This is a genomic window from Enterobacter sp. BNK-34 (assembly GCF_048684445.1).
GTDB classification, from domain to species: domain Bacteria; phylum Pseudomonadota; class Gammaproteobacteria; order Enterobacterales; family Enterobacteriaceae; genus Enterobacter; species Enterobacter pseudoroggenkampii.
Window position 1 is genome coordinate 1,159,598 of record NZ_JBLQUA010000001.1, and the last position, 19,361, is coordinate 1,178,958.

Consider the following 19,361-nt stretch of genomic DNA (forward strand, 5'->3'; position numbering starts at 1 on the left):
GAGGGGCTGATGTCTGAATTTGTTACGGTAGCTCGCCCCTACGCCAAAGCAGCTTTTGACTTTGCTGTCGAACACCACAATGTCGATCGCTGGCAGGATATGCTGGCGTTTGCCGCTGAGGTGACGAAAAACGAACAAATGGCTGAGTTGCTTTCCGGTGCGTTAGCACCTGAAACTCTCGCCGCGTCGTTTATCGCCGTGTGCGGAGAGCAACTGGATGCCAACGGCCAGAACCTGATTAAGGTGATGGCAGAAAATGGTCGTCTCCGTGTGCTCCCGGATGTTCTCGAGCAGTTTGAGCACTTACGTGCCCTTAGTGAAGCAACCGCTGAAGTTGAAGTGACTTCTGCGACTGAACTGAGTAACGAACAGCTTGCGAAAATCACCGCCGCGATGGAAAAACGTCTGTCACGCAAAGTTAAGCTGAATTGCAAAATCGATAAGTCTGTAATGGCAGGCGTAATCATCCGCTCGGGTGATATGGTCATTGATGGCAGCGTACGCGGCCGTCTTGAACGCCTTGCAGACGTCTTGCAGTCTTAAGGGGACTGGAGCATGCAACTGAATTCCACCGAAATCAGCGAACTGATCAAGCAGCGCATTGCTCAGTTCAGTGTTGTGAGTGAAGCTCACAACGAAGGTACTATTGTTTCTGTAAGTGACGGTGTTATCCGCATCCACGGCCTGGCCGATTGTATGCAGGGTGAGATGATTTCCCTGCCGGGTAACCGTTACGCTATCGCACTGAACCTGGAGCGCGACTCCGTAGGTGCAGTTGTGATGGGTCCATACGCTGACCTCGCCGAAGGCATGAAGGTTAAGTGTACTGGCCGTATTCTGGAAGTACCGGTTGGCCGTGGCCTGCTGGGTCGCGTTGTTAACACCCTGGGTGCGCCAATCGACGGTAAAGGTCCGGTTGAGCACGATGGCTTCTCCCCAATCGAAGTTATCGCACCAGGCGTTATCGACCGTCAGTCCGTAGATCAGCCTGTTCAGACAGGTTATAAGTCCGTTGATGCCATGATTCCAATCGGTCGTGGTCAGCGTGAACTGATCATCGGTGACCGTCAGACCGGTAAAACCGCGATGGCTATCGACGCCATCATCAACCAGCGTGACTCCGGCATCAAATGCGTGTACGTGGCCATCGGCCAGAAAGCGTCCACCATTTCTAACGTGGTTCGTAAACTGGAAGAACACGGCGCACTGTCTAACACCATCGTTGTGGTAGCAACTGCGTCTGAATCCGCTGCACTGCAATACCTGGCGCCATACGCCGGTTGCGCAATGGGCGAATACTTCCGTGACCGCGGTGAAGATGCACTGATCGTATACGATGACCTGTCTAAACAGGCTGTTGCTTATCGTCAGGTTTCCCTGCTGCTCCGTCGTCCACCTGGACGTGAAGCGTTCCCTGGCGACGTATTCTACCTCCACTCTCGTCTGCTGGAGCGTGCTTCCCGCGTTAACGCGGAATACGTCGAGAACTTCACCAAAGGTGAAGTGAAGGGTAAAACGGGCTCTCTGACCGCTCTGCCGATCATTGAAACCCAGGCGGGTGACGTTTCTGCGTTCGTTCCGACCAACGTAATCTCCATTACCGATGGTCAGATCTTCCTGGAAACCAACCTGTTTAACTCCGGTATTCGTCCGGCAGTTAACCCGGGTATCTCCGTATCCCGTGTTGGTGGTGCTGCTCAGACCAAGATCATCAAGAAACTGTCCGGTGGTATCCGTACCGCGCTGGCACAGTATCGTGAACTGGCTGCGTTCTCTCAGTTCGCATCCGATCTGGACGAAGCAACCCGTAAACAGCTGAGCCACGGTCAGAAAGTGACCGAGCTGCTGAAGCAGAAACAGTATGCACCAATGTCTGTTGCTCAGCAGGGCCTGGTTCTGTTCGCGGCTGAACGCGGTTACCTCGAAGATGTGGAACTGGCGAAAATCGGTAGCTTCGAAGCCGCTCTGCTGGCTTACGTCGACCGTGATCACGCTCCGCTGATGCAAGAGATCAACCAGACCGGTGGCTATAACGACGAAATCGAAGGCAAGCTGAAAGCTATCCTCGATTCCTTCAAAGCAACCCAATCCTGGTAATCGTCCGGCGGCTTGTCTCAGGACAAGCCGCCTGGCATTGAGGAGAAGCTCATGGCCGGCGCAAAAGAGATACGTAGTAAGATCGCAAGCGTCCAGAACACGCAAAAGATCACTAAAGCGATGGAGATGGTCGCCGCTTCCAAAATGCGTAAATCGCAGGATCGCATGGCGGCCAGCCGTCCTTATGCAGAAACCATGCGCAAAGTGATTGGTCACCTTGCAAACGGTAATCTGGAATATAAGCACCCTTACCTGGAAGAACGCGACGTTAAGCGCGTGGGCTACCTGGTGGTGTCGACCGACCGTGGTCTGTGTGGCGGCTTGAACATTAACCTGTTCAAAAAACTGCTGGCGGATATGAAAGCATGGTCTGAAAAAGGCGTTCAGTGCGATATCGCAATGATCGGCTCTAAAGGCGTCTCTTTCTTTAACTCCGTTGGTGGCAACATTGTCGCTCAGGTGACCGGTATGGGTGATAACCCGTCCCTGTCCGAACTGATCGGCCCGGTTAAAGTGATGTTGCAGGCTTATGATGAAGGCCGTCTGGACAGACTGTACGTTGTCAGCAACAAATTCATTAACACCATGTCTCAGGTTCCAACGCTCACGCAGATGCTGCCGTTACCGGCATCAGAAGATGGCGAGCTGAAGCAAAAAACCTGGGATTACCTGTATGAACCCGATCCGAAACCGCTGCTGGATACCCTGCTGCGTCGTTACGTTGAATCTCAGGTTTATCAGGGCGTTGTAGAAAACCTGGCCAGCGAGCAGGCCGCACGAATGGTGGCGATGAAAGCCGCGACCGATAATGGCGGCAGCCTGATTAAAGAGCTGCAGTTGGTTTACAACAAAGCTCGTCAGGCCAGCATTACTCAGGAACTCACCGAGATCGTCTCGGGGGCCGCCGCGGTTTAACCAGGTTTACGAATTACGTAGAGGATTCAAGATGGCTACTGGAAAGATTGTCCAGGTAATCGGCGCCGTGGTGGACGTCGAGTTCCCTCAGGACGCCGTACCACGCGTGTACGACGCGCTTGAGGTACAGAATGGTAACGAGAGCCTGGTGCTGGAAGTTCAGCAGCAGCTCGGCGGCGGTATCGTGCGTACCATCGCGATGGGTTCTTCCGACGGTCTGCGTCGTGGTCTGGAAGTAAAAGACCTTGAGCACCCGATCGAAGTCCCGGTAGGTAAAGCAACACTGGGTCGTATCATGAACGTATTGGGTCAGCCAATCGACATGAAAGGCGACATCGGTGAAGAAGAGCGTTGGGCTATCCACCGCGCGGCACCTTCCTACGAAGAGCTGTCCAGCTCTCAGGAACTGCTGGAAACCGGTATCAAAGTTATCGACCTGATGTGTCCGTTCGCGAAGGGCGGTAAAGTCGGTCTGTTCGGTGGTGCGGGCGTAGGTAAAACCGTAAACATGATGGAGCTGATCCGTAACATCGCGATCGAGCACTCCGGTTACTCTGTGTTTGCGGGCGTAGGTGAACGTACTCGTGAGGGTAACGACTTCTACCACGAAATGACCGACTCCAACGTTCTGGACAAAGTATCCCTGGTTTACGGCCAGATGAACGAGCCACCAGGAAACCGTCTGCGCGTTGCGCTGACCGGTCTGACTATGGCTGAGAAATTCCGTGACGAAGGCCGTGACGTTCTGCTGTTCGTTGATAACATCTATCGTTACACCCTGGCCGGTACTGAAGTATCTGCACTGCTGGGTCGTATGCCTTCAGCGGTAGGTTATCAGCCTACGCTGGCGGAAGAGATGGGTGTTCTTCAGGAACGTATCACCTCTACCAAAACCGGTTCTATCACCTCCGTTCAGGCGGTATACGTACCTGCGGATGACTTGACTGACCCATCACCAGCCACCACCTTTGCGCACTTAGATGCAACCGTGGTACTGAGCCGTCAGATCGCGTCTCTGGGTATCTACCCGGCCGTTGACCCGCTGGACTCCACCAGCCGTCAGCTGGATCCACTGGTTGTTGGTCAGGAACACTACGACACCGCGCGTGGCGTACAGTCCCTGCTGCAGCGTTACCAGGAACTGAAAGACATCATCGCCATCCTGGGTATGGATGAACTGTCTGAAGAAGACAAACTGGTGGTAGCACGTGCGCGTAAGATCCAGCGCTTCCTGTCCCAGCCATTCTTCGTTGCGGAAGTATTCACCGGTTCTCCGGGTAAATACGTTTCCCTGAAAGACACCATCCGTGGCTTTAAAGGCATCATGGAAGGCGAATACGATCACCTGCCGGAGCAGGCGTTCTACATGGTTGGTTCCATCGACGAAGCCGTGGAAAAAGCCAAAAAACTTTAACGCCTTAATCGGAGGGTGATATGGCAATGACTTACCACCTGGACGTCGTCAGCGCAGAGCAACAAATGTTCTCTGGTCTGGTCGAGAAAATCCAGGTAACGGGTAGTGAAGGTGAACTGGGTATCTTCCCGGGTCACGCACCGCTGCTCACCGCCATTAAGCCTGGTATGATCCGCATCGTTAAACAGTTCGGTCATGAAGAGTTTATCTATCTGTCCGGCGGCATTCTTGAAGTGCAGCCAGGCAGTGTGACCGTTCTGGCCGATACCGCTATCCGTGGCCAGGATCTCGACGAAGCGCGAGCCCTGGAATCGAAGCGTAAGGCTGAAGAGCACATTAGCAGCTCTCATGGTGACGTGGATTACGCTCAGGCGTCTGCGGAGCTGGCCAAAGCGATCGCTAAACTGCGCGTTATCGAGTTGACCAAAAAAGCGATGTAACACCGGCTTGAAAAGCACAAAAGCCAGTCTGGATACCAGGCTGGCTTTTTTTTTCGGCCTTAATTCATGATGAAAAAGATGTAGAATTTTAAGCATCAAACGTTTTTACTTCTCACTCAAACTACCGTCAGGATGCGTATGTCAAACAGTGCGATGAGCGTGGTGATCCTTGCCGCAGGCAAAGGGACCCGCATGTATTCCGATCTGCCTAAGGTGCTCCACACGCTTGCAGGAAAGCCAATGGTGCAGCATGTCATTGATGCAGCGAATGAACTGGGTGCGAGTCAGGTCCACCTGGTCTACGGCCACGGTGGCGATCTGCTTAAAAAGACGCTGAGCGATGACAAGCTCAACTGGGTGCTTCAGGCCGAACAGTTGGGTACAGGCCATGCGATGCAGCAGGCAGCGCCCTTCTTTGCGGATGACGAAGACATTTTGATGCTCTACGGCGATGTCCCGCTGATCTCCGTTGAAACACTGACTCGCCTGCGTGCAGCCAAACCGCAGGGCGGCATCGGTTTGTTGACCGTCGTGCTGGACGATCCGAGCGGTTATGGCCGCATCACCCGTGAAAACGGTAACGTCACGGGTATTGTTGAGCATAAAGATGCCAGCGACGAACAGCGCAAGATTCAGGAGATCAACACCGGTATCCTGATTGCCAATGGCGCGGATATGAAGCGCTGGCTGTCCAAACTCAACAACAACAACGCGCAGGGTGAATACTACATCACCGACATCATTGCGATGGCGTACCACGAAGGGCGTGAAATTGCCGCCGTTCATCCGGCGCGCATCAGCGAAACGGACGGTGTGAACAACCGCCTGCAGCTTTCTCGTCTTGAGCGTATTTATCAGTCCGAGCAGGCTGAAAAACTGCTGCTGGCGGGCGTGATGCTGCGCGATCCGGCGCGTTTCGATCTGCGTGGTTCGTTATCTCACGGGCGTGACGTTGAGATTGATACTAACGTTATCCTCGAGGGTAACGTGACGCTGGGCAACCGCGTCAAAATTGGCACCGGCTGCGTGATTAAAAACAGCGTCATCGGTGACGACTGCGAAATCAGCCCGTTCAGCGTGGTGGAAGATGCCCGTCTGGATGCCGCCTGTACCATCGGCCCGTTTGCACGTCTGCGCCCGGGCGCTGAGCTGCTGGAAGGCGCTCACGTGGGTAACTTCGTGGAAATGAAAAAAGCGCGTTTGGGTAAAGGCTCGAAAGCCGGTCATCTGACCTATCTGGGCGACGCGGAAATTGGCGATAACGTGAATATTGGTGCAGGGACGATTACCTGTAACTATGACGGCGCGAATAAGTTTAAAACCATCATCGGTGATGACGTGTTCGTTGGCTCCGATACGCAGCTGGTGGCGCCTGTTACCGTGGGTAACGGGGTGACCATTGCCGCCGGAACAACCGTCACGCGCGATGTGGCCGAGAACGCGCTGGTGTTAAGCCGCGTTCCGCAGGTCAGCAAGCAGGGCTGGAAACGCCCGGTGAAGAAAAAGTAACGGATTTACCCCTCACCCTAACCCTCTCCCCACAGGGGAGAGGGGATCGTTCGGTGCGGTGTTTTTCTCCCTCGCCCCTTTGGGGAGAGGGCCGGGGTGAGGGGATAATATAATCCTCCCCCCACAAGCAGTACCCATAAAAATAACCCCACTCTCTACAAGGCTCGGGGCGCCCGGAAAGGGCAAATACAGGTCAGCGACAACGCAGGCATAATGCCTAAATTCGGAATCTAAAATTATGTGTGGAATTGTTGGCGCAGTTGCGCAGCGTGATATTGCTGAAATCCTTCTCGAAGGTTTACGTCGTCTGGAATACCGTGGTTACGACTCAGCCGGTCTGGCTGTCGTCGATGCAGAAGGCCATATGACCCGTCTGCGTCGTCTCGGAAAAGTGCAGATGCTGGCCCAGGCCGCGGAAGAACATCCGCTGCACGGTGGTACCGGTATTGCGCACACCCGCTGGGCGACGCACGGTGAACCGTCTGAAGGTAACGCGCACCCGCATGTGTCTGAACACATCGTGGTCGTGCACAACGGCATTATCGAAAACCACGAACCGCTGCGCGAAGAACTGAAAGCGCGCGGCTACACCTTCGTCTCTGAAACTGACACCGAAGTGATTGCTCACCTGGTGCACTGGGAGCTTGAGCAGGGCGGCACACTGCGTGATGCGGTGCTGCGTGCTATCCCTCAGCTGCGCGGTGCGTACGGTACGGTGATCATGGATTCCCGCGACCCGTCCACGCTGCTGGCCGCGCGTTCCGGTAGCCCGATGGTTATCGGTCTGGGCATGGGCGAAAACTTCATCGCTTCTGACCAGCTGGCGCTCCTGCCGGTTACCCGTCGCTTTATCTTCCTCGAAGAGGGTGATATCGCGGAAGTGACTCGCCGCAGCGTGACCGTGTTCGATACCAAAGGCGAGCAGGTGAAACGTCAGGAGATCGAATCGAATCTGCAGTACGACGCGGGCGATAAAGGCGCTTACCGTCACTACATGCAGAAAGAGATTTACGAGCAGCCAAACGCCATCAAAAACACCCTGACCGGGCGCATCAGCCACGGTGAAGTGGATCTGAGCGAGCTGGGCGCAAACGCGAACGAACTGCTCAGCAAGGTTGAGCACATTCAGATCGTGGCCTGCGGCACCTCCTACAACTCCGGTATGGTTTCTCGCTACTGGTTTGAATCCCTGGCGGGCGTGCCGTGCGATGTGGAAATAGCGTCTGAATTCCGCTATCGCAAATCTGCGGTGCGTCGTAACAGCCTGATGATCACCCTTTCCCAGTCTGGCGAAACGGCGGACACGCTGGCCGCGCTGCGTCTCTCTAAAGAGCTGGGTTACCTGGGCTCGCTGGCCATCTGTAACGTTCCTGGCTCTTCTCTGGTGCGTGAATCCGATCTGGCGCTGATGACCAAAGCAGGCACCGAAATCGGCGTGGCCTCCACCAAAGCGTTTACCACGCAGCTGACCGTTCTGCTGATGCTGGTGGCGAAGCTGGCGCGTCTGAAAGGCGAAGATGCTTCCGTTGAGCACGACATCGTTCACGGCCTGCAGGCGCTGCCGAGCCGCATTGAGCAGATGCTGTCTCAGGACAAACGCATTGAAGCGCTGGCGGAAGACTTCTCTGATAAACATCACGCCCTGTTCCTGGGTCGTGGCGATCAGTATCCGATTGCGCTGGAAGGCGCGCTGAAGCTGAAAGAGATCTCCTACATTCACGCTGAAGCCTATGCGGCAGGCGAGCTGAAACACGGCCCGCTGGCGCTGATTGACGCGGATATGCCGGTCATCGTTGTGGCACCAAACAACGAACTGCTGGAAAAACTGAAATCTAACATCGAAGAAGTCCGCGCCCGCGGTGGTGTCCTGTACGTCTTCGCCGACAAAGATGCCGGTTTTGTCAGCAATGACAACATGCACATCATCGAGATGCCGCATGTGGAAGAGGTGATTGCACCCATCTTCTACACCGTTCCGCTGCAGCTGCTGGCCTATCACGTTGCGCTGATCAAAGGCACCGACGTCGACCAGCCGCGTAACCTGGCGAAATCGGTTACCGTAGAATAATCCCTTCAGGCTCCACCTTCGGGTGGAGCTTTTTTATCCTGCCTGGTTTGTTTTTCATCAATCCTTTCTCATTTTTAATAATGACAATTTGTCATCTTCAGCTACTTTTTTCAGTGTCACATAAAGAAAATATTTCTGAAAACGTCTTGTCATAAACGTGGCTAACGCATTGAAAAATAAGTTTTCTTTTGCTGTTTTTTAAGTGAAATTTTCATTGTCATAAAACTGTCATAATTCGTACATTTATCTGTCACCTGTTTGTCCTATTTTGCTCATCGTAGCCACTAAACAACGATTTACGAAAATCTTGCAGGAGACATTATGAAAGTTATGCGTACCACTGTCGCAACTGTTGTCGCCGCGACCTTATCTCTGAGCGCGTTCTCTGTATTTGCAGAAGCAAGCCTGACTGGCGCTGGTGCAACCTTCCCTGCGCCGGTGTATGCCAAATGGGCGGATACCTACCAGAAAGAAACCGGTAACAAGGTTAACTATCAGGGTATCGGCTCCTCCGGTGGCGTTAAACAAATTACCGCGAACACGGTTGATTTCGGCGCATCAGACGCTCCGCTGTCTGATGACAAACTGGCTCAGGAAGGCCTGTTCCAGTTCCCGACCGTGATTGGTGGCGTGGTCCTGGCCATCAACCTGCCGGGCGTGAAGTCGGGCGAGCTGGTGCTGGACGGCAAAACCCTGGGTGACATCTACCTGGGCAAAATCAAAAAATGGGATGACGAAGCGATCGCCAAACTCAACCCTGGCCTGAAGCTGCCTTCTCAGAACATCGCCGTGGTTCGCCGCGCGGATGGTTCCGGTACCTCTTTCGTGTTCACCAGCTATCTGGCAAAAGTGAACGAAGAGTGGAAATCTAAAGTCGGCTCCGGCTCTACCGTTAACTGGCCAACCGGTCTGGGCGGTAAAGGTAACGACGGTATCGCCGCGTTCGTACAGCGTCTGCCAGGCTCCATCGGCTACGTAGAGTATGCTTACGCGAAGCAGAACAACCTGTCCTACACCAAACTGGTTTCAGCCGACGGCAAACCGGTTAGCCCAACCGAAGAGAACTTTGCTAACGCAGCGAAAGGCGCTGACTGGAGCAAATCGTTCGCGCAGGATCTGACTAACCAGAAAGGCGAAGGTGCATGGCCAATCACCTCTACCACCTTCATCTTGGTTCACAAAGAGCAGAAGAAACCTGAGCAGGGCACCGAAGTGCTGAAGTTCTTCGACTGGGCATACAAAAACGGCGGCAAACAGGCTAACGCTCTGGATTACGCCACCCTGCCGGACAACGTGGTTGAGCAGATTCGCGCTGCATGGAAAACCAACGTGAAAGACAGCAGCGGTAAAGCGCTGTACTAACAGGATATATTTAACGAAGATGGCGGGTGGCGCTGCGCTTACCCGCCCTACGGTTTAAGCTGTAGGCCCGGTAAGCGTTAGCGCCACCGGGCATATTCGTAAAAACGTCTCAAACAGAAGAGTAATTTATGGCTGCAACCAAGCCTGCATTTAACCCTCCGGGTAAAAAAGGTGACATGATTTTCAGCGCGCTGGTTAAACTGGCTGCGCTGATTGTGCTATTGCTGCTGGGCGGCATTATCGTGTCTCTGATTTTCTCCTCATGGCCGAGCATCCAGAAATTCGGTTTCTCCTTCCTGTGGACCAAAGAGTGGGACGCGCCGAACGATATCTACGGCGCCCTGGTGCCGATTTACGGCACGCTGATGACCTCGCTCATCGCCCTTCTGATTGCGGTTCCGGTGAGCTTTGGTATTGCCCTGTTCCTGACGGAGCTGGCGCCGGGCTGGCTGCGGCGCCCGCTGGGTATTGCCATCGAACTGCTGGCGGCCATTCCAAGTATCGTCTATGGCATGTGGGGCCTGTTCATCTTTGCACCGCTGTTCGCCACATACTTCCAGGAACCGGTCGGTAACGTTCTTTCTGCCATTCCGTTTGTGGGGGCCCTGTTCTCTGGCCCGGCTTTCGGTATTGGCATTCTGGCGGCAGGTGTGATCCTCGCCATCATGATTATTCCGTACATTGCGGCGGTTATGCGCGATGTCTTCGAACAAACGCCGGTGATGATGAAAGAGTCGGCCTACGGTATCGGCTGCACCACCTGGGAAGTGATCTGGCGCATCGTCCTTCCGTTCACCAAAAATGGGGTGATCGGGGGCGTGATGCTGGGCTTAGGTCGTGCGCTGGGTGAAACCATGGCGGTTACCTTTATCATCGGTAACACCTACCAGCTCGACAGCGCGTCGCTCTACATGCCGGGTAACAGTATTACCTCGGCGCTGGCGAATGAATTTGCGGAAGCGGAATCGGGGCTGCACGTGGCGGCGCTGATGGAGCTGGGTCTGATTCTGTTCGTTATCACCTTCATTGTTCTGGCGATTTCCAAGCTGATGATTATGCGTCTCGCTAAAAATGAGGGGGCACGCTAATGGCTACTCTCGAAATGCAAGCAACCGCTGAACTGGCGGAATCTCGCCGTAAAATGCAGGCCAGACGCCGCATGAAAAACCGCATTGCCCTGACGCTCTCTATGGCGACGATGGCATTCGGCCTGTTCTGGCTGGTCTGGATCCTCTTCTCGACGGTCGTTCGCGGAATTGACGGAATGTCACTGTCGCTGTTCACCGAAATGACGCCGCCGCCGAACACGGCGGGTGGTGGCCTGGCGAATGCCCTGGCGGGCAGCGGACTGCTGATCCTCTGGGCGACGGTCTTCGGCACGCCGCTGGGCATCATGGCGGGCATCTACCTGGCAGAATACGGTCGTAAATCCTGGCTGGCGGAAGTCATTCGCTTCATCAACGACATTCTGCTGTCTGCACCGTCTATCGTCGTGGGTCTGTTTGTATACACCGTGGTGGTGGCGCAGATGGAACACTTCTCCGGCTGGGCGGGTGTGATTGCACTGGCGCTGCTGCAGGTGCCGATTGTGATTCGAACCACCGAGAACATGCTGAAACTGGTGCCGGACAGCCTGCGTGAAGCGGCTTATGCGCTGGGTACGCCGAAATGGAAGATGATCTCGGCGATTACGCTGAAGGCGTCGGTCTCCGGGATCATGACCGGTATCCTGCTGGCGGTTGCGCGTATCGCGGGTGAAACGGCGCCGCTGCTGTTTACGTCCCTCTCCAATCAGTTCTGGAGCACGGACATGATGCAGCCGATCGCCAACCTGCCGGTAACGATCTTTAAATTTGCGATGAGCCCATTCGCGGAATGGCAGCAGCTGGCCTGGGCCGGGGTGCTGATCATTACCCTTTGCGTACTGTTGCTGAACATTCTGGCGCGCGTCATTTTCGCGAAGAAGAAACACGGTTAATTTTTTACGGCGCGGCAGCTCGCGGCGCCGAATGAGGAAATGAGTCAATGAGTATGGTTGATACTGCCCCGGGTAAGATTCAGGTTCGTGATTTGAACTTCTACTACGGCAAATTCCATGCCCTGAAGAACATCAACCTGGATATCGCCAAGAACCAGGTCACGGCATTTATCGGTCCGTCCGGCTGTGGGAAATCCACGCTGCTGCGTACCTTTAACAAAATGTATTCGCTCTATCCGGAGCAGCGCGCTGAAGGGGAAATCATCCTCGACGGCGAAAACATTCTGACCCAGGCTCAGGATATTGCCCTGCTGCGCGCCAAAGTGGGGATGGTGTTCCAGAAACCCACACCGTTCCCGATGTCCATTTATGACAACATCGCCTTTGGCGTTCGTCTGTTTGAAAAGCTCTCCCGTGCCGATATGGACGAGCGCGTGCAGTGGGCTTTGACCAAGGCCGCATTATGGAACGAAACCAAAGATAAGTTGCACCAGAGCGGTTACTCTCTCTCCGGTGGTCAGCAGCAGCGTCTGTGCATTGCGCGCGGTATTGCGATTCGCCCTGAAGTGTTGCTGCTGGATGAGCCGTGTTCAGCGCTGGACCCGATCTCAACCGGCCGCATTGAAGAGCTGATCACCGAGCTGAAGCAGGATTACACCGTGGTTATCGTGACCCATAACATGCAGCAGGCTGCACGTTGTTCCGATCACACGGCGTTTATGTACCTGGGTGAATTGATTGAGTTCAGCAACACGGACGATCTGTTCACTAAGCCCGCGAAGAAACAAACCGAAGATTATATTACTGGCCGCTACGGTTGATTTGCCTTAGTGCATGTGGAGAAACCATGGACAACCTCAATCTTAATAAACATATTTCAGGCCAGTTCAACGCAGAGCTGGAAAGCATCCGCACGCAGGTGATGACCATGGGTGGCATGGTTGAGCAGCAGCTTTCTGATGCAATTACGGCAATGCACAACCAGGACAGCGAGCTGGCGAAGCGCGTCATTGAAGGCGACAAAAACGTCAACATGATGGAAGTCGCTATCGACGAGGCCTGCGTGCGCATTATCGCGAAACGTCAGCCGACGGCGAGCGACCTGCGTCTGGTGATGGCAATCATCAAAACCATCGCCGAGCTGGAGCGTATTGGTGACGTGGCCGATAAAATCTGCCGCACCGCGCTGGAGAAGTTCTCTCAGCAGCACCAGCCGCTGCTGGTGAGTCTGGAGTCGCTGGGCCGTCACACCGTGCAGATGCTGCACGACGTGCTGGATGCCTTTGCGCGTATGGACCTGGACGAAGCGGTGCGTATCTACCGTGAAGACAAGAAGGTCGACCAGGAGTATGAAGGCATCGTGCGTCAGCTGATGACCTATATGATGGAAGATTCCCGTACGATCCCAAGCGTACTGACTGCCCTGTTCTGCGCGCGCTCCATCGAGCGTATCGGCGACCGCTGCCAGAACATTTGCGAATACATTTTCTACTTCGTGAAAGGTCAGGACTTCCGTCACGTGGGCGGCGACGAGCTGGATAAGCTGCTGGCGGGTAAAGATCCGAAAGAGTAATGTTTGTGGCGGGTGGCACTAGCGCTTACCCGCCCTACTAGCCCTGTAGGCCGGATAAGCATTAGCGCCATCCGGCTTTGTTTTTTCAGCGAGTAATATCCCACCCGCGCGCCTTCCACAGCGCGGGCAACTGCGCCAGATCGGTGAAGGTCGTGACTTTTGGATGATCGATCGGCTTGTTGTGCGGGTCGGCGCAGAAGTAAAACACCTCCATTCCCGCATCAATCCCCGACTGCGCGCCCGCAGACGAGTCATCCACCAGAATGCAGTTCTCTACGTTGACGCCCATCGCTTTCGCCGCATGGAACATCAGCGCCGGGTCCGGCTTCCAGCGCTGGATATCGTAGCCACTGAACAGCTTTTCCGGGAAGTGGTGCAGCATCTCAAGCTTGCCCAGCGAGTGCTGCATTTTGCTGACCGGGCCGTTGGAGACCACGCAGATCGGCACCGTCATGGTATCCAGCAGCGCGTTTGCGCCCGGAATCACCCCCAGCTCCGAATCGAACAGGCGTGCAACCTCGGCGCGGTACACCGGTTCCAGAGCCGCTTTCTCCAGAACGACGCCGTGTTCTTCGTTAATGATGTCGATGATCTCGTAGAGCTTCACGCCCTTAAAGCGTTTAAACACCTCTTCGAGTTCCAGCGTAATGCCAAATTCCTGGAACATGGCCACATACGCGCGGGAACAAATGACCTCACTGTCGACCAGCGTACCGTCGCAGTCGAAAAATACCGCTTCAATTCCGGACATGCCTTTCCCTTTTAACCAGTTTAACGTTTACGTGCGGCAGTTCGCCGGAACGCAATCGTTGCCGTATAAGCAAATTCAATGAAAAAAGTATCACGTAACCGCCACTATTGTCGCATTTTGGTATAGGATAGCGACGAATTTTCCCTCCTTGTTCGGAAATTGATGATGAGTCAACAACACACTACCCAGACGTCTGGTCAGGGTCTGCTTGAGCGCGTTTTCAAACTGCGCGAGCACGGCACAACGGCACGCACCGAAGTGATCGCGGGTTTCACCACCTTCCTGACGATGGTCTATATCGTTTTTGTTAACCCTCAAATTCTGGGCGTTGCTGGCATGGATACCAGCGCCGTCTTTGTAACCACCTGCCTGATTGCGGCCCTTGGCAGCATTCTGATGGGTGTGTTCGCTAACCTGCCGGTTGCGCTGGCCCCGGCGATGGGCCTGAATGCGTTCTTCGCATTCGTGGTCGTTCAGGCGATGGGGCTGCCGTGGCAGGTTGGCATGGGCGCCATCTTCTGGGGCGCGGTTGGTCTGCTGCTGCTGACCATTTTCCGCGTGCGTTACTGGATGATTGCGAACATTCCTGTGAGCCTGCGCGTGGGCATCACCAGCGGTATCGGTCTGTTCATCGGTATGATGGGGCTGAAAAACGCCGGCGTTATCGTGGCGAACCCGGATACGCTGGTGAGCATCGGTCACCTGACCTCTCATAACGTGCTGCTGGGCGTGCTGGGCTTCTTTATCATCGCGATCCTGGCTTCCCGTAATATTCACGCGGCGGTGCTGGTGTCCATCGTGGTGACCACGCTGCTGGGCTGGATGCTGGGCGACGTTCACTATAACGGCATCGTTTCCGCGCCACCGAGCATCTCTACCGTTGTTGGTCACGTCGATCTGGCGGGCTCCCTGAACCTGGGCCTGGCGGGCGTGATTTTCTCCTTCATGCTGGTGAACCTGTTCGACTCCTCCGGCACGCTGATTGGCGTGACCGATAAAGCGGGTCTGGCGGATGAAAAAGGGAAATTCCCGCGCATGAAGCAGGCGCTGTTTGTGGACAGCGTCTCCTCTGTAACCGGTGCGTTTATCGGAACCTCGTCTGTTACCGCGTACATTGAATCTTCTTCCGGTGTATCCGTGGGCGGCCGTACCGGCCTGACGGCGGTGGTCGTGGGTATTCTGTTCCTGCTGGTGATCTTCCTCTCGCCACTGGCGGGCATGGTGCCTCCGTACGCGGCGGCGGGCGCGCTGATCTACGTGGGGGTGCTGATGACCTCCAGCTTGTCACGCGTGAAGTGGGATGATTTAACCGAAGCGGTACCTGCGTTTATTACCGCCGTGATGATGCCGTTCAGCTTCTCGATTACCGAAGGTATCGCGCTGGGCTTTATCTCTTACTGCGTAATGAAGATCGGTACCGGCCGCTTCCGCGACCTCAGCCCGTGCGTCATCGTTGTGGCGCTGCTGTTTGTGCTGAAGATTGTGTTTATTGACGCCAAATAAACAGTAAGCCCTTTTCTTCGAAAAGGGCTTTAGTGTTTGTTCCCTCTCCCCGTGGGAGAGGGTCAGGGTGAGGGCATCAGGCCGCAATGATCTTACGCCTTCACTCGCTTAATATAATCCCCGAACGCCGTCAGCTGGCCAGAGAGATGGTCGCGCGTGCTCTGATCCACCACCTCACCCGTTTGCGGGTCAACCTTGTTCTGAATCACTCCGCCCATAAATTCCGGCTTGTTCATCACCATCGCATCGAGGAATACCAGGATCTGGCGCAGATGATACTGGCAGCGCGCGCCGCCAATCGCGCCCATGGAGCTGGTCTGGATCAGCACCGGTTTGCCTGACAGCGGCTGCTCAGGTAAACGGGACAGCCAGTCGATGGCATTCTTCAGGCCACCCGGAACCGAGTAGTTATACTCCGGCGTGACGATGACCACGCCGTCGGCCTGGCGGATCTGTTCGGCCAGTGCCTCAACGCTCTGCGGGAACCCTTCTTCCTGCTGGACATCCGCATCATACAGCGGAATATCGCCAATAGACGGCAGGGCGCTAATTTCCATACCTGCAGGCGCCAGCTGTGGCAGCGTGCGGGCTACCATCCCGTTAAATGAACCTTTGCGCAGGCTTCCCAGTAAAGTAACGACTTTCAACGTATCAGACATGATTACTCCTGTTTCATCATGATGACCCTGATTGGATCAGCTAAGGGTGAATGCTTTTTCTGCCGGTAAACTGGTTAAACGCATCAGGCGTGCGGCGGGCTCGTTGGCGCGCTCGGGCACATCAGGAAGGCTACGCCATCCCTGTTGACTGTCAAATTCCCAGATTTTCATGCGTTCGATGGCGGGGGTAACCGCAATGGACCAAATGAGCACATCCTCTGCGTCACTGAGCGCCTCTACCAGCGTGGCCTGAGTGGCACGAAGACGTCCGGAGCCTGGCAGCAGCTGCAGCAGGCTGGCGTCGTCTGAGGCGCATCCACAGAGCTTGCGAATGCTCTGGCGTAAGGTAATGAGCTGGGCTCTGGCTTCGACAGGATCGTTCTGGTTGCGGACCCACAGCTTCTCATTGCTGGAGAGCGGATAGTCTTCATGCGCATTACCGCCATGGAAGCTGCGCGTCGCGCGCTGAAGTTCCATATCGAGCCCACAATCCCCTTCGGTGGTCAGCGCGACGCCAATGATATTGCCCGCGTAGGCAATCGAAAAACAAGGGAGATCCGGGTCGGCAAAGACCGGACGGCCTTCGGGTTGGGTAATGATATCCGGCAGCTCGCTGGTGCCGTACAGCATAAACAGCAGTTCTGCGAGAAGCGCTCTGGACGCTAAAAACCGCGTCCTGCGGTGTTCCGGGAGAGTGAGTGCTTCAGTGTGACACGCTGAAGAAATTCTTGCCGATACGAGACGTCCTTCCGTAAGTATCCCTCTTGCAAAGTGCGTAGCCATTTTTCGCTCCTTGATAATGGTCGTAATCGGTTAAACGGTTACATGATTATCGCTTAACTTGACTCCTGTTTTAATCAGTAAATGGGAGTAAGAGAAGCCTTAGGACCGAACTTTACATTTTCTTAGGCAAAAATTGGATCGCTCGCACCGTACAGCGCCTTGATGGTCTCCCGCAGCCAGAGGATTTTTGGATTGTGGCTGTTCCGTTTATGCCAGATCAGCGTGAAGGGAACGGTAAGCTTTTCAGCCTGCGCTTCGTCAATGGGAATAGGAAGCGCGATCAGCTTCCGCTGGTGGAGTTCATTGTAGTGATGGCAGTAGTGCGGAGCCGTGGCGATATAGTTATGGTTGGGCTGCGCCGCCATAAACATCGCCTGTTCAAAGCCCGGCAGGCTCATGGCGATCGTGCGCTCGCGTCCCATCTCCTTTAGCACCTCATCAAGCGCCCAGGTGTCGCTGCGTTCCCAGAAGATGCTGATATGGGGATAGCGCAGGAAGGTCTCCAGATTCCACTCTTGCTGAAGCGCCGGATGATCCTCGCGCAAATAGACGCAGGGGCGATCGCTGAACAGAATTTCGTAGTCGATAAACCACGGCATCAGCTTAAGCAGCTCGCGGGATCGCGGATGCGTTTCACGCCCGGTGAAGCCCAAATCCACCTCGCCACGCGTAATCGCGTCCAGCGAGTCGTAATCCCACTGGCGCATTTTCACCGTAGCCTGCGGATAGCGCTGGTTCACCTGCTCCAGCAGAGTATTGAAGCGAATCAGCATCAGCGGCGTTTCCGCGGCCAGCACGAACGTCAGCCCGCCCGGAGAATCATGGTGGAATTTATCGAGGATCTGGTTGCCGATTTGCATCCAGTCAGCCAGATCCTGCTCAAGACTTACCGTCAGTGGCGTCGGCAGCAGCCCTAGCGGCGTTTTGACAAACAGCGGGTCGTCAAACCAGTCGCGCAGCTTGGCCAGCGATTTGCTCACCGCCGACGGCGTCACGTTCATCCGCTTCGCCGCTTTGGTAACGCTGCGCTCCTGCAGCAAAAGCTGCAGGCAGAGCAACAGGTTAAGATCGAGACTGCTGATGGGCTTCTTCATAGTGCGCCGCGGGCCGGATGACCATAAGTAAGGTAATGCACAGTATGCTACAGCCAATCAGAACCCCGATCAGCATATTCAGCGCGTTGAGCCCGATGACCGCCGCCAGCCAAATCCACAGCGACGAGCCGCAGACCTGCGCGATCCCCAGCACCGAGCTTGCCACGCCTGCCCGCAGCGAGAAGGGGCCAAGCGCCTGGCTCATCGCCACGCCAAAGCCAACCGAGAACCCGGCGCAAATAAGGGTAATACCCACCAGCATCACCGCATGTGAGCTGGTGGTCGCCAGGATCGCGCCTGCCGTGAGGAATAAAACCTGTGAGGTCAGCATCAGCGTGCGCTGGCTGAAAACATTTAGCGCAAACGGGGTGGAGAACGAGACCGCCATACTGACCATGGCGGTTAATGCCATCACCGTTGAATACTCACCGCGATCGAAGCCCATGGTTTCCATCAGTAAAACCGGGGAAACGTTTACATAGGTCAGGATCACCGCCACGCTTAACGTGGTCACGGCCAGACGGCTGAGGAAAAAGCGGTTGAGAAGCTTCTCTGCCGGGTGAATGGTGGCGGTATGGCCGGTATTCTGCGAGCCCGGGTGGGTCTCTTTCAGCACGGCGATGGATAAGGTAAACACCAGCGCGCCCATGGCCGCCATGGTCCAGAACAGGCTCTGCCACGGGAATTTCAGCATGATCAGATATCCCACGACCGGGGCCAGCACCGGGATGATGCAGGTAATACCGTTCAGCATCGAGAGCACCTTAGCGCGACGCTGGGCGCTTAGGGTGTCGCGCAAAATGGCAAACGCCACCACGTAGCAACCGCCAGCGCCAATACCCTGGATAAACCGTCCAGTCAGGAACACGGTGCTGTTCTGCGCCTGCGAGCAGAGAAGAGAAGCCAGGGCAAAAATGATGGCGCCGGTTATGGCGACAGGCTGACGGCCTGCTTTATCCGCTATCTTCCCGGCAAAGACCATCGACGACGCCATCCCCGCGAGGTAGGCCGAAAACGCGATGTGTAGCTGCGCCTCGCTGGCACCCAGATCGCGGGCGATGTGGGGCAATCCCACCAGATACATATCAATACCAGACGGATAAAGCAGAACTAATGCGAAACTACAAAACAGAAAACGCGCCATAAACCCCCCATAGATGCAGGCATGCAGGATAGGGGGTGAAAAGGGATTAGGCGAGTTGCCATTTGGACAAT

Annotated in this window: 18 protein-coding genes; 13 read left to right on the forward strand and 5 right to left on the reverse strand. The window is 55.2% G+C overall.

Going from position 1 to position 19,361, the window contains the following annotated elements; translation table 11 throughout:
* Window positions 1-9: 9 nt before the first annotated feature.
* The 12 genes from atpH to phoU all read left to right on the forward strand — a co-directional run bounded on the left by atpH (window position 10) and on the right by phoU (window position 13,356).
* Window positions 10-543, forward strand: a complete 534-nt coding sequence (gene atpH, locus ACMGG5_RS05820) for a F0F1 ATP synthase subunit delta (protein ID WP_024907887.1) — start codon at window positions 10-12, stop codon at window positions 541-543.
* A 12-nt stretch (window positions 544-555) separates the two neighbouring features.
* Window positions 556-2,097, forward strand: a complete 1,542-nt coding sequence (gene atpA, locus ACMGG5_RS05825; RefSeq protein WP_006808751.1) for a F0F1 ATP synthase subunit alpha — start codon at window positions 556-558, stop codon at window positions 2,095-2,097.
* A gap of 51 nt (window positions 2,098-2,148) precedes the next feature.
* Complete coding sequence (gene atpG / locus ACMGG5_RS05830; protein ID WP_024907886.1) at window positions 2,149-3,012, forward strand: F0F1 ATP synthase subunit gamma; 864 nt, start codon at window positions 2,149-2,151, stop codon at window positions 3,010-3,012.
* A 31-nt stretch (window positions 3,013-3,043) separates the two neighbouring features.
* Entirely contained in the window at window positions 3,044-4,426 is a 1,383-nt protein-coding gene (gene atpD, locus ACMGG5_RS05835; protein WP_006177559.1) for a F0F1 ATP synthase subunit beta, read from the forward strand.
* A 20-nt stretch (window positions 4,427-4,446) separates the two neighbouring features.
* Window positions 4,447-4,866: a F0F1 ATP synthase subunit epsilon gene (locus ACMGG5_RS05840; RefSeq protein WP_006177560.1), complete on the forward strand. Its 420-nt coding sequence runs from the start codon at window positions 4,447-4,449 to the stop codon at window positions 4,864-4,866.
* Window positions 4,867-5,004: 138 nt separating this feature from the next.
* Window positions 5,005-6,375, forward strand: coding sequence for a bifunctional UDP-N-acetylglucosamine diphosphorylase/glucosamine-1-phosphate N-acetyltransferase GlmU (gene glmU, locus ACMGG5_RS05845; protein ID WP_048990819.1), 1,371 nt, complete (start codon window positions 5,005-5,007; stop codon window positions 6,373-6,375).
* A gap of 238 nt (window positions 6,376-6,613) precedes the next feature.
* Window positions 6,614-8,443 (forward strand): glutamine--fructose-6-phosphate transaminase (isomerizing), encoded by a 1,830-nt coding sequence (gene glmS / locus ACMGG5_RS05850; protein WP_048990817.1) that lies wholly within the window; start codon window positions 6,614-6,616, stop codon window positions 8,441-8,443.
* A 321-nt stretch (window positions 8,444-8,764) separates the two neighbouring features.
* A complete protein-coding gene (gene pstS / locus ACMGG5_RS05855; protein ID WP_024907884.1) occupies window positions 8,765-9,805 on the forward strand; it encodes a phosphate ABC transporter substrate-binding protein PstS in 1,041 nt (346 codons plus the stop codon).
* A 128-nt stretch (window positions 9,806-9,933) separates the two neighbouring features.
* Window positions 9,934-10,893 (forward strand): phosphate ABC transporter permease PstC, encoded by a 960-nt coding sequence (pstC, locus tag ACMGG5_RS05860; protein WP_048990815.1) that lies wholly within the window; start codon window positions 9,934-9,936, stop codon window positions 10,891-10,893.
* Window positions 10,893-11,783, forward strand: a complete 891-nt coding sequence (gene pstA, locus ACMGG5_RS05865; RefSeq protein ID WP_024907882.1) for a phosphate ABC transporter permease PstA — start codon at window positions 10,893-10,895, stop codon at window positions 11,781-11,783. Before pstC ends, pstA begins: the two co-directional genes overlap by 1 nt.
* A gap of 47 nt (window positions 11,784-11,830) precedes the next feature.
* Entirely contained in the window at window positions 11,831-12,604 is a 774-nt protein-coding gene (gene pstB, locus ACMGG5_RS05870; RefSeq protein ID WP_008500183.1) for a phosphate ABC transporter ATP-binding protein PstB, read from the forward strand.
* A gap of 26 nt (window positions 12,605-12,630) precedes the next feature.
* Window positions 12,631-13,356: a phosphate signaling complex protein PhoU gene (gene phoU, locus ACMGG5_RS05875; RefSeq protein WP_008500182.1), complete on the forward strand. Its 726-nt coding sequence runs from the start codon at window positions 12,631-12,633 to the stop codon at window positions 13,354-13,356.
* An 85-nt stretch (window positions 13,357-13,441) separates the two neighbouring features.
* Here phoU and yieH read toward each other — a convergent pair whose 3' ends face one another.
* Window positions 13,442-14,107 (reverse strand): 6-phosphogluconate phosphatase, encoded by a 666-nt coding sequence (gene yieH / locus ACMGG5_RS05880; RefSeq protein ID WP_370884590.1) that lies wholly within the window; start codon window positions 14,105-14,107, stop codon window positions 13,442-13,444.
* Window positions 14,108-14,272: 165 nt separating this feature from the next.
* On the opposite strand from yieH, the gene adeP reads away from it, so the two are divergent.
* The gene (adeP, locus tag ACMGG5_RS05885) at window positions 14,273-15,610 is read left to right on the forward strand and encodes an adenine permease AdeP (protein ID WP_024907880.1); all 1,338 of its coding nucleotides are present in this window, start codon (window positions 14,273-14,275) and stop codon (window positions 15,608-15,610) included.
* Between the two features lie 92 nt (window positions 15,611-15,702).
* Here the strand turns inward: adeP and ACMGG5_RS05890 are convergent, their stop codons facing one another.
* The 4 genes from ACMGG5_RS05890 to ACMGG5_RS05905 all read right to left on the reverse strand — a co-directional run bounded on the left by ACMGG5_RS05890 (window position 15,703) and on the right by ACMGG5_RS05905 (window position 19,290).
* Window positions 15,703-16,269: an NADPH-dependent FMN reductase gene (locus tag ACMGG5_RS05890; protein ID WP_014833835.1), complete on the reverse strand. Its 567-nt coding sequence runs from the start codon at window positions 16,267-16,269 to the stop codon at window positions 15,703-15,705.
* Between the two features lie 36 nt (window positions 16,270-16,305).
* Window positions 16,306-17,052 carry a 4'-phosphopantetheinyl transferase family protein gene (locus ACMGG5_RS05895; protein ID WP_267215343.1) on the reverse strand — a complete coding sequence of 249 codons (747 nt, stop codon included), beginning with the start codon at window positions 17,050-17,052 and terminating at the stop codon, window positions 16,306-16,308.
* Between the two features lie 122 nt (window positions 17,053-17,174).
* Window positions 17,175-18,146, reverse strand: a complete 972-nt coding sequence (gene yidZ, locus ACMGG5_RS05900; RefSeq protein WP_024907877.1) for an HTH-type transcriptional regulator YidZ — start codon at window positions 18,144-18,146, stop codon at window positions 17,175-17,177.
* Window positions 18,115-19,290, reverse strand: coding sequence for an MFS transporter (locus tag ACMGG5_RS05905; RefSeq protein ID WP_032648577.1), 1,176 nt, complete (start codon window positions 19,288-19,290; stop codon window positions 18,115-18,117). Before ACMGG5_RS05905 ends, yidZ begins: the two co-directional genes overlap by 32 nt.
* Window positions 19,291-19,361: the final 71 nt, after the last annotated feature.